The following is a 10,296-nucleotide window of genomic DNA, read 5'->3' on the forward strand; positions in this document are numbered from 1 at the left end:
GTTGAACTCTCTGCGCGCGAAGGCCCCCTGTCCACACGACCAAAGGCCAAGGCCACGCGACTCAGTCGGGCGTGATCGCCACGCCCCAGGGCTGCTGGCCCACCTGGATCGATTTGATCGCCTTTTCCTTGGCGACGTCGATCACCGTGATGTCGTTGGAATTGCCGTTGGTGGTGACGAGGTATTCCTCGCCCGGCGTGAAGGCCATCTGCCAGACCCGCTGGCCGACCATGATGTAATCGACCACCTCGAGGCTCTCGCCGTCGATCACAGCCACGCGGTTGGCCGGCCCCAGCGCCACGAAGATCCGGCTGCCGTCGCTCTTGGCCTTGACCCCCACCGGCTGCAGCCATTCCGGCAGCACGCCGGGCACCTCGAAGCCGATCTTCTGCTTGAGCGTCGGCGTGCCATCCTCGGCCACGTCGATAACGCTCACCGTGCCGCCGATCTCCGAGCTTACGAAGAGCCGCGAGCCGTCGGAGAGATACTCGGCGTAGCGCGGGCGCTGGTCGACGAGGATGTTGTGCTTGATCTGGTAATCGCTGGTGTCGATGAAATGCGCCATGTTGGTGGTCTCGGACGTGTTGACCACCCACTTGCTGTCGGGCGAGATCGCCATGCCCTCGGGCTCGACCCCCACCGGAACCTCGGCAAGGATCGTATGCGCCTCCGTGTCGGTCACGGTGACGAGGTTGTCATCCTCGTTGGCGATGTAGAGCGGGCTGCCGCTCGGGTGGATGACGAAAAGCTCTGGGTCCGGCCCCGAGGGCAGGGTGTAGAGCTCTTCATAGGTCTCGGTATCGAACACCCGCACCGTGTCGTCATCGGAGGCGCAGACATAGAGCAGCGCGCCATCAGGCGAGAGGGTGATGCCGCGCGGGCGATTGCCGCCCGAAAACTCCTCGATCACCTCCCAGCTTTCGGTGTCGACCACGGTGATGGTGTTGCCGCGCTCGTTCGAGACGAAGGCCTCGCCGGCAAACGCCCCGGTGGCGGCCATGCAGAGCGCGGCGGAGAGCATCAGGTGTTTCATCGGTGTCCTCACTGGAATGCGGTGCAGGCGGATTCGGGTTCGTCGAGCCCCAGCGTGTCGAGCGGCGAGCGCTGGTGCAGGAAGCCCTCCTGCGGGCTGACGCTGACGGTGATGCGGTCATCGTAGAGCAGGATCGGCTGGCGCAGCTGGCCGTTCCATGCCCGGAAGGTGACCTTCTGGCCCTTGAAGGCCGCCAACTCGAAGGCGTCCGACAGGATGTACTCCTCGAGGGTCTGCGGATCGTCCGAGGAGGTCCGCGTCACCGCCTCGCCCAGCACCCGCAGCGCCAGCCAGGCGTTGTAATCCTCGTCCTGGATGTGGCGCTGCGTCAGCTCTTCGAAGCGGTTCTGGAACTGCGTCGCGCCCCAGGCCTCGTGGGCGGCGTGAATGCTGACCGGGCGCAGCCCGGCGCTGCCCATGACAGGGCGCGGCGTCCAGAGGTGATAGGGCAGGTAGGCGGCGAAATAGTCGCTGGCGTCGGCGGCGATCACCACGTCATGCGGCTCGGTGCGCTGCATGAAGGTCGGCAGCTGGCGCTGCACCAGAACGTGGCCGCTATCGGTACGCCGCGTGCCGCCGGTATCCTCGAACTCGCGTTCCTCGACGATGGTGGCGCCGAACTTGCGCGCCGCCCGGCGATAGGCCTCGGCCAGCGCGCGATCCTCGGGGTTCGAGCCCGAGACCAGCAGCCAGCGCTTCCACTGCTTCCAGATCGCGAACTGCGCCACCGCGTCGGCCTGCATCGCCACCGACGGCGCGATGTGCAGCAGGTTCGCCCGGCAGTCCTCGCCGCGGAGCGCCACCTCCGGCGCGCGGGCATTGAAGACCAGCGCCCCGGCCTCCGCCGCACGGTCGCTCAGCGCCAGCAGCTCCGGCGCCTTGGCATCGATCACCAGATAGCGGATGCCGTCCGCGAGCAGCTCTGCGAGCGCCTCCTCAGCCGCCTCGGGCGCGGCGGCCACGCTCACCGTCTCGTACGTGTGGCCAAGGAAGCGCCCGGTGGTGGCGTTGTCCTCGTCGGCGAGTGCTGCGCCGGCGAAGGCCAGGTCATCGGGCCGCAGGTCATAGCGCGAGATCGGCAGCAACTCGGGATAATCGACGCGCAGCACCGCGGCGCGGATGTCGAGCGCCTGCGCGATGCCGCCGGATAGGACCAGAAAGACCGCTGCGATGAGCGGGGCGAGCGATGTCAGCACTGTCTCCTCCCTTGCCCGGCTCCTCCTGCCGGGCGTGCCTCAAACCCTGCCGGTCAAAGGCTTTTCCCGAAACCGATACTTTTGGTTCGGTTGCGGTAACGAGGGTAGCGACGGCACGATGAGATACGACTCTTAATTTCTAAGAGGTTTCCAAGAAGGATCCGATGCTTAGACCCGCGCTCCTGCTGCTTCTGGCGCTCTCCGGCCCGGCCTTGGCCGGCGAGAAGGTCGCGTTTTTCGGCATCACCTTTCTGGATTCCTCGCTGCAGACCGCCGAACTGGGCCAGGACCCGGCGGAGCTTTCGCGCATCACCATGCTGGAGGAGCTGGTGGCGGAGCGCTTTGCGGAGGGAGGTTACGAGTTGCTGGATCTCGAGCCGGTGGCAGACGAGCGCGACCGGATCGTCAACCCGGCCAAGTGCTATGGCTGCGACACGCGCATGGCGGCTAAGCTGGGCGCCGACTATGCGCTGGTCGGCGAGGTCCAGAAGGTCTCGAACCTGATCCTGTCGATGAACCTGCAGATGCGCGACGCATCCACGGGCGAGACGGTGAAGGGCCGCGTGGTCGACATCCGGTCGAACACCGATGACAGCTGGCGGCGGGGCATGAACTACATACTGAAAACCGCATTCTTCAAGGAGGAGGAAGGATGAACAGACGAACCCTGCTTGCAGCGGGCGTGGCGCTTGCCATGATCCCCGCAGCGGCGATGGCCCACGGGCCGACCCGCCAGAAGGTCACGGTGACGACCGAGGTCGCCGCCGAGCCCGCCGAGGTCTGGGCCGCGATCGGCTATTTCCAGGATCTGACATGGCACCCGGCGGTGGTCTCGCAGAGCGGCGAGGGCGGCAACGAGATCGACGCCACCCGCGTGCTCCATCTCTCCGATCAGGGCGCAGACGGCCCCAGGATCGACGAGGTGCTCTACAAGTATTCCGACGAGAAGATGAGCTACAGCTACCGCATCACCGAAGTGGCGGTCGAGGTGTTGCCGGTGACCAACTACTCGTCGCATCTCACCGTGATGCCGCGCGACGGCGGCGGCTCGGTGGTGGAATGGCGCGGTGCCTTCTACCGCGGCTACCCCAACAACGATCCGCCCCCCGAGCTCAGCGACGAGGCCGCCATCGCGGCGGTGACCGGCGTCTACGAAGCCGGGCTGAAGGCGCTGGTCGAGCGGTTCGGTGAGCCGTCTTCGTAATCTCGCCCTCGGGCTGAGCCTCACCCTCGCCGCGCTGCCCGCGGCGGGGGAGATCGCCTTCGTCACCTGCCAGAACGGCAACGCGGTCAGCGTGCTCGACCTCGACACCGGCACCGAGCGCGCCCGCTGGTCCGTCCCCGGGAAACCGGCCGGCGTGGCGGTGGGCGGGGGTGCGGTGTTCGCCATCTCGCCTGACAGCAAGACGGTGCGCCGGTATGCACTGACTGGCAAGGTCACCGCCTCCGTGGTGCTCGACGGCGGCCCGATCGGCACCGCCTATGATGCCCGCCACGACCGGCTCTTCGTCTCCGACTGGTACAACGCCCGGCTCTGGACCCTCGACGGCACCACGCTGGAGGTCGAGGCCGAGCTTCCCGCCGGCGCCGCCCCCGCGGGGCTTGCGCTCTCGCCGGATGGAAGGCTGCTCGCCGCGGCCGAGCGCGATGCCGACCGCATCAGCCTCTACGACACGGCGACGCTGACGCTGCTGCGCAGTGTGCCGGTGGGCACCCGCCCCTTCGGCCTCGGCTTCGCGCCCGATGGCCGGCTCTTCGTCGGCAATGTCGGCAGCAACGACCTGAGCGTGATCGACCCGCAAGCCGGGGAGGTGCTGGCCACGGTCCCGGTCGGCGAGCGCCCCTACGGCGTGGCCTTCGCCGCCGGCCGCGCCTTCGTCACCAACCAGTACGAGAACACGCTCTCGGTCATCGCGCTCGCGGACCTCTCGCCCGTGGCCACGCTCGACACCGGCGAATACCCCGAGGGCATCGCCGCCACCGCCGACGGCCACATCGCGGTCGCCAACTGGTTCGACAACACGCTGAGCGTCATCGACGCGGAGAGCCTCGAGACGGTGGCGCTGCTCGACACCGCCGACGGCCCGCGCGCCTTCGGCGCCTTCCTCTTCGACGGAGACCTGCCATGACAGCCCCCCTGCCCCGCCTCCTGGTCGCCGCCGCGCTGAGCCTCGCGGCGCTGCCGCTCTCCGCGGGCGAGGCCTGGGAGAGCATCCGCGCCCAGCTCTACGGCGACCGCCCCATGCTTCCGGGCGACGGTGTGATCGCGCTCGACGCCCCCTACCGCACCGACAACGACGCCCGCACCCGCATCGCCGCGCAGGTGGCCGCGCCCGATGGCGGGCAGATCGGCAAGGTCGCTGTGGTGCTCGACGAGAACCCGATGCCGGTCTCGGCCCTCTTCGAGCTGCGCCAGCCCCAGCCGCGCTTCTTCTTCGACACCACGCTGCGCATCAACGGGCCGACGCCGCTGCACGTGGTGGCCGAGATGACCGACGGCCGGCTCTTCGTGGCGGAAGCCTTCGTCAAGACCTCCGGCCAGGGCGCCTGCGCCGCGCCTCCGGGCACCGATCCCGAGGCGGCGCTCGCCACACTCGGCGACATGGTGCTCTCGGTCGGCGAGGGCCCCGCCGCCGACCGCCTCTCCGCGCTCTCCGAGCGCCTGCGCCGGCTCGACGTGGATATCTCGCACCCCTCGCATTCGGGCATGCAGATGGACCAGATCACCCTGCTCTTCATCCCCAAGCGCTATGTCGAGACGCAGGAGATCGAGACCGAAAGCGGCGGCTATGTCGACATGACCGGCAGCATCTCGCTATCCGAGAACCCACAGGTCAGCCTCTCGGTGCCGGGCGAGACCCGCCGCGTGGGGGTCACGATGACCGACACAAGCGGCACCGTCACCACGGCGGAAACGGAACTCGCAGGGTTCTGAGGGGTTTCGCCGCGCAAGCGCGTCGAGAAATGAGGGGGCCAGCCCCCTCTTGGCCTTCGGCCAATTCACCCCCGAGGTATTTTTGAACCAAAGAAGACCGCCCCTGGCTTCTCTTCGTCAAAAATACTCCCGCCGGAGGCAGGCCGAACCAGGCCGCCACGATGAGGTCTGGCAAGGGCACAAGTCTAGCGAGGACGCCCGCAAGGGCGGAGGAGCGGCGCGCTCAGGGCTGGCCGGGATGCGGGGTGACGCGTTCGAGCGGGTAATCGAAGAAACTCCAGCCGTCAGTGCCCTCCGGCAGCCAGTAGACCGTCTTGTAACCGTATTCGAGCGCGCGCTTCGCCGCGTTCCAACTCATCCAGCATTCCTCGAGGCAGAACAGCAGGACCGGATGCAATGGATCGTCGCCTGTGGCGCTGGCAAGGCCCTCGCGAAAGTAGCGGTCGGTCACCTCGGCGATGGCGCCGTAGCCCACATTGGGCAGCCAGGTCGCGCCGGGGATGCTGTCGCGCGGCTTGTCGCGCCAGATCGTGCCCTCGGGCAGGTTCGCGGGCTTCGGCGCCTGCGGCAGCACGTCGATGAAGGCGACCTCGCCGCCCTCCCAGAGCGCATGCGCCTCCTCGGGCCCCACCACCGTGGCGCCCGCCAGCGTCGCCGGCACCTGGCCGCGATAGCCGTCCATCCGGTAGCCCTCGGGCTCGGCCACCTGGGCAATCGCGAGCGCCGGCAGCAGCCCAACCACTGCCGCCAGCGCCCGGATCACTGCCCGACCTCGCGCAGACCGTCACCCATGTCGGTGACCAGCGGCACGCCGGCCTCGGCGAGGATGGCGTCGATCTCGCCCTGATGGCGGCGGATCAGCGAGTTGAGCTTGCGCTGCCAGACCTTCTCGCCCTGCCGCACCCCCATTGTGATGCGGTAGAAGAGCTTGGGAAACTCCGCCTCGTTCAAGAGCGGGATCACCTTCAGCCCCGGATGGTCGCGCTTGACCAGCGGGCCGCCGATCGGCCCCCAGATCACCGCACCCTCGATCGCGCCGGCGTCGAGATCGTTCAGCATGTTGACCGCCGGGCTGTCGTAGCGCCGGTCGACCACCAGCTGGTAGGGCTTTGCCTTGCCGATCAGCCCGTAGCGCGCCATGTGGTTCGCGGGCGGCGAGCCCGCCACCACGCCCAGCACCCGGCCCTTCAGCCGCGGATCCGAGAGCTGCGTCACCTCCGCAAGTTCGCTCTCCTCGGGCACCACCAGCACGTAGGTCGAGACCATGTAGTGGTTGGTGTTGAGCACCAGCTCGTGGCCCTGGGCATAGCCCATCACCACGTCGCACTTGCCGGCCTTGAGCGTGTTGCGGATGAAGCCGGTGGCCATCGGGTACCACTCGTAGCGCACCGGCAACTCCAGCTCCGAGGCGATGAGCTCGGCCAGCGCGTTCTCGTAGCCCGAGCCGTCTTCCATCGACATCGGATCGTTGGCCGGATCGGCGCAAACCCTGAACGACGTCCGGGAGACAAGATCCGAGGTTTGCGCCTCCCCCGGCCCTGCATGGGAGGCCATCAGGACCGACAGCGCGACCGCCAGGAGGCCGCGCCGGTTACGAACCCATGCAAGCATTTTCCATCTCGGAGAAGACCTCGCTCTTGGCATCCTTCTTGGCCGGGCGACCGCGCCCGATGGCGCCGGAGCCATGCGCCTTGAGGTAGGTGTAGATGTCGTCGAGATAGCACATCACGTTCGGGTTGGTGCCGAAGGCGGGCATCACCGAATTCTCCGCCGCGCCGACCTTCTGGCGGCCGTTGGTCACCACGTCGACGAAATCGTAGTAATCCATCTCGAGCGCCGAGTTCTTCAGCGCCGGCGCATAGGTTGATCCCTCGCCGTCGGGGCCGTGGCAGACATGGCACTCGGCGTGGTAGCGGCGGAAGCCCGAGAAGGTCGGCCAGTCCACCGCGCCGTCCTCGGACACGTTGAAGGTGGGCACGCCGTCTTCGGTGAAGTAGCGCCCGTCTTCCTCGTAATCCACCGCGATGTTCGGGTCGTCCATCGAGACCGCGTCCGCGGCGGACAGGGCGCTTGCCGACATGGCGCAGGCGGCCGCGGCAAGAAGAAGCGTAAAGGGTCGGGTCATGGGCTGTAGGTCCTGGGAACTCTGGAAAGTGGGGACCGGCGGGAAGGAAAAACCCCCCGGTCCGTTGATGGCTGCGGATCAGTCGGGAAGGGCGAAGACCGTCAGCTGGCCACCAAGCGCGGTGTAGTCGCTGAGCGCGGCATAGCCGCCCACGGCGCCAAGACCGTCATTGGGGTTGGTGAGACCTGCCGCGAGGCCGATGCCGGCCCAGCCGCCGACGCCCGAGAGGATGCCGACATATTGCTTGCCGTCATGCTCGTAGGTCATCACGTTGCCGATGATGCCCGAGGGGGTCTTGAAGCGGTAGAGCTCGTCGCCGGTCTCGGAGTCCACGGCCTTGAGATAGCCCTCGAGCGTGCCGTAGAACACCACGTCACCCGCGGTGGCAAGCGCACCCGACCAGACCGAGAACTGCTCGGGGATCGACCACTTGATCTCGCCCGCGATGTTGTCCCAAGCGATGAAGTTGCCCATGCCGCCATGGCTGTCGGGCGCCGGGTACATCGCCAGCGTCGCACCCACATAGGGCTGACCGGCGGTGTAGCTCACGCGGAACGGCTCGTAATCCATGCAGACGTGGTTGGTCGGCACGTAGAACAGGCCGGTCTTGGGCGAGAACGACGCCGGCTGCTGGTCCTTGGAGCCAAGCGCTGCCGGGCAGATGCCGGTCGAGTTCACGTCTTCGCCGTTCTGCTCGGTGGAGTACTCGGCCACCACCGCCGGACGGCCGTAGGTTTCCGAGGCCGGGTCCATGTCGACGCCGGTGGTCCAGTTCACCGCCGGGTCGTACTTCTCGGCGACGAGCAGCTCACCCGAAACGCGGTCCATGGTGTAGGCGAGGCCGTTGCGGTCGAAATGGGTGAGAAGCTGGCGCATCTCGCCATCCATCTCCTGATCCGTGAGGATCATCTCGTTGATGCCGTCGTAATCCCACTCGTCATGCGGGGTCATCTGGTAGACCCACTTGGCCATGCCGTCATCGGGGTCACGCGCCATGATGGTCATCGACCAGCGGTTGTCGCCCGGGCGCTGCGCCGGGTTCCAGGTCGAGGGGTTGCCGGTGCCGTAGTAGACGAGATCGGCCTCGGGATCGTAGGAATACCAGCCCCAGGTGGTGCCGCCGCCGATCATCCACTGATCGCCTTCCCAGGTATTGGTGCCCGAGTCCGCGCCGACCGGCTGGCCGAGATGGGTGGTGTTCTCGGGATCCATCAGGATGTCTTCATCCGGACCCATGGAATAGGCGCGCCATTCCTGCTCGCCGGTTTCCATGTTGTAGGCGGTCACCGACCCGCGGACACCAAATTCGCCGCCCGAGATGCCGACGATGACCTTGTCCTTCACCGGCAGCACGGTGGCGGTGTTGGTCTCGCCCTTGGACGGGTCGCCATTGGTGGCTTCCCACATCACCTCGCCGGTGTCGGCGTTGAGCGCGACCACCTTGGTGTCGGCCTGGTGCAGGAAGATCTTGCCGTCGGCATAGGCGACGCCACGGTTCACCGTGTCGCAGCACATCACCGGGATCACGTTCGGATCCTGCTTGGGCTCGTAGCGCCACTTGATCTTGCCGTCCTCGTTGAGGTCGAGCGCGTAGACGATGTTCGGGAACGGCGTGTGCACGAACATAGTGTCGCCGACCACGAGCGGCGAGCCCTCATGGCCGCGCAGCACCCCGGTCGAGAAGGTCCAGGCCACCTGCAGGTCGGCCACGTTGTCCTTGTTGATCTTGTCGAGTTCGGAGTAGCGCTGGTTCGCGTAGTCGCCCGTCTGGATCGCCCATTGCGAGGGGTTGTCCATCTGGGTCATCAGGTCGTCGTTGGCGGATGCCATCGATGCGGCAAAAAGCGCCACGCCCGACGTCAGCAACGTCAGTCTCTTCATTTCCTTCTCCCTTGGGTATGTCGGCGTTTCCGCCTGTTGTCCCGAACGCGGCCAGCCATCGGCTTCGAGTGCGACCGGCTCGGGTCATCCTCCGGATCGGGCTCCTCTTCCTCCCGCCCTCACCGGAATCTCGTGTGTCTGGTCTTGAGTGTCTCCCTTACTCGGTGAACGTCGCCAGGTAGGCGATGACGTCGGCGCGCTCGTCTTCCTTGCGCAGGCCGGCAAACGACATCTTGGTGCCCTTGGCGTAATCGCGCGGCTTCTCGAGGAAGGCCGCGAGTTCCTCTGCGGTCCAGGCGCCCTTCTCGGCGGCAAGCTCGGTCAGCGCGTCGGAATAGCCGAAGCCCTCGACCGACGCGATGTCACGACCGACGATGCCGTTCAGCTCGGGGCCGACCTTGTTCTCGGCGCCCTCTCCCACTGCATGGCAGGCGCGGCACTTGCGAAAGACCTTTTCGCCTTTCTCAGCGTCGCCTTCGGCCGAGGCAATCCCGGCCATAAGGCTCAGCAGGCACGCCGTGGCGAGCAGTTTCTGGATCATGTTGGTCCTCCTCCCTTTCCAGGGTCAGTTACTTCAGTCGCGCGGCATGCCATGCGACGTGGTCCCCCGCGAACGTGTTCACGAAGAAATACGAATGATCATAACCTTCCTGCATCCGGAAGGTGGCGGGTTGGCGGCGCTTGGCGATGGCCGCGGCCAGCGCCTCGGGCTTCAGCAGGTCGAGGAACTGGTCGCTCGCCCCCTGATCCACCAGCAGGTCGCCCTTCCAGCCGTGCTCCTCCAGCAGCAGCGTGGAATCGTGACCCGCCCAGCAGCCTTCATCGTCGCCGAGATAGGCCGAGAGCTGCTTGCGCCCCCAGTCCGACTGGGTCGGATGCGCGATCGGCGCAAAGGCCGACAGGCTGTCGAACATCGACGGGTTGCGCATCGCGATGGTCAGCGCCCCGTGCCCGCCCATCGAGTGGCCGGTGATGCCGTGCTTGGCGCCGATGCCGTCGAGCCCCTCGACGATGCCGCGCAGATCCTTGGTGATGTAGTCATACATCTGGAAATGCGGCTTCCACGGGTCGCGCTTGGCGTTGACGTAGAACCCGGCGCCCTGGCCGAGGTCATAGGCCTCGTCAT

At 66.8% G+C, this 10,296-nt stretch carries 12 protein-coding genes; 4 read left to right on the forward strand and 8 right to left on the reverse strand.

Annotated features, from left to right (window positions below; all coding sequences use genetic code 11):
• Positions 1-61: 61 nt before the first annotated feature.
• Together AC6RA4_RS07070 and AC6RA4_RS07075 are read right to left on the reverse strand one after the other, a co-directional pair.
• Positions 62-1,033 (reverse strand): YVTN family beta-propeller repeat protein, encoded by a 972-nt coding sequence (locus AC6RA4_RS07070; protein WP_500158792.1) that lies wholly within the window; start codon positions 1,031-1,033, stop codon positions 62-64.
• A gap of 8 nt (positions 1,034-1,041) precedes the next feature.
• Complete coding sequence (locus AC6RA4_RS07075; RefSeq protein ID WP_500158793.1) at positions 1,042-2,229, reverse strand: ABC transporter substrate-binding protein; 1,188 nt, start codon at positions 2,227-2,229, stop codon at positions 1,042-1,044.
• 164 nt (positions 2,230-2,393) lie between these two features.
• On the opposite strand from AC6RA4_RS07075, the gene AC6RA4_RS07080 reads away from it, so the two are divergent.
• From AC6RA4_RS07080 to AC6RA4_RS07095, 4 genes are read left to right on the forward strand one after another with little or no spacing between them, the layout of a single operon-like run.
• Positions 2,394-2,885: a DUF3280 domain-containing protein gene (locus AC6RA4_RS07080; protein WP_500158795.1), complete on the forward strand. Its 492-nt coding sequence runs from the start codon at positions 2,394-2,396 to the stop codon at positions 2,883-2,885.
• Entirely contained in the window at positions 2,882-3,433 is a 552-nt protein-coding gene (locus AC6RA4_RS07085; RefSeq protein WP_500158797.1) for an SRPBCC family protein, read from the forward strand. Before AC6RA4_RS07080 ends, AC6RA4_RS07085 begins: the two co-directional genes overlap by 4 nt.
• On the forward strand, positions 3,417-4,358 hold the full coding sequence (locus AC6RA4_RS07090; RefSeq protein WP_500158799.1) for a YncE family protein: 942 nt from the start codon (positions 3,417-3,419) through the stop codon (positions 4,356-4,358). The genes AC6RA4_RS07085 and AC6RA4_RS07090 overlap by 17 nt, the downstream gene beginning before the upstream one ends.
• Positions 4,355-5,164 (forward strand): quinoprotein dehydrogenase-associated SoxYZ-like carrier, encoded by an 810-nt coding sequence (locus AC6RA4_RS07095; protein ID WP_500158801.1) that lies wholly within the window; start codon positions 4,355-4,357, stop codon positions 5,162-5,164. The genes AC6RA4_RS07090 and AC6RA4_RS07095 overlap by 4 nt, the downstream gene beginning before the upstream one ends.
• Positions 5,165-5,387: 223 nt before the next feature.
• Here the strand turns inward: AC6RA4_RS07095 and AC6RA4_RS07100 are convergent, their stop codons facing one another.
• The 6 genes from AC6RA4_RS07100 to AC6RA4_RS07125 all read right to left on the reverse strand — a co-directional run.
• A complete protein-coding gene (locus AC6RA4_RS07100; RefSeq protein WP_500158803.1) occupies positions 5,388-5,927 on the reverse strand; it encodes a PQQ-dependent catabolism-associated CXXCW motif protein in 540 nt (179 codons plus the stop codon).
• Entirely contained in the window at positions 5,924-6,775 is an 852-nt protein-coding gene (locus tag AC6RA4_RS07105) for a substrate-binding domain-containing protein (RefSeq protein WP_500158805.1), read from the reverse strand. The genes AC6RA4_RS07100 and AC6RA4_RS07105 overlap by 4 nt, the downstream gene beginning before the upstream one ends.
• Complete coding sequence (locus AC6RA4_RS07110) at positions 6,756-7,289, reverse strand: c-type cytochrome, methanol metabolism-related (protein ID WP_500158807.1); 534 nt, start codon at positions 7,287-7,289, stop codon at positions 6,756-6,758. The genes AC6RA4_RS07105 and AC6RA4_RS07110 overlap by 20 nt, the downstream gene beginning before the upstream one ends.
• Before the next feature lie 78 nt (positions 7,290-7,367).
• Positions 7,368-9,170, reverse strand: a complete 1,803-nt coding sequence (locus AC6RA4_RS07115) for a methanol/ethanol family PQQ-dependent dehydrogenase (RefSeq protein ID WP_500158810.1) — start codon at positions 9,168-9,170, stop codon at positions 7,368-7,370.
• 157 nt (positions 9,171-9,327) lie between these two features.
• Positions 9,328-9,711: a c-type cytochrome gene (locus AC6RA4_RS07120; protein ID WP_500158812.1), complete on the reverse strand. Its 384-nt coding sequence runs from the start codon at positions 9,709-9,711 to the stop codon at positions 9,328-9,330.
• 28 nt (positions 9,712-9,739) lie between these two features.
• Positions 9,740-10,296 (reverse strand): alpha/beta hydrolase-fold protein (locus AC6RA4_RS07125; protein ID WP_500158814.1); only part of this gene is annotated, 557 nt, incomplete at its 5' end.

The organism is Salipiger sp., assembly GCF_059781815.1.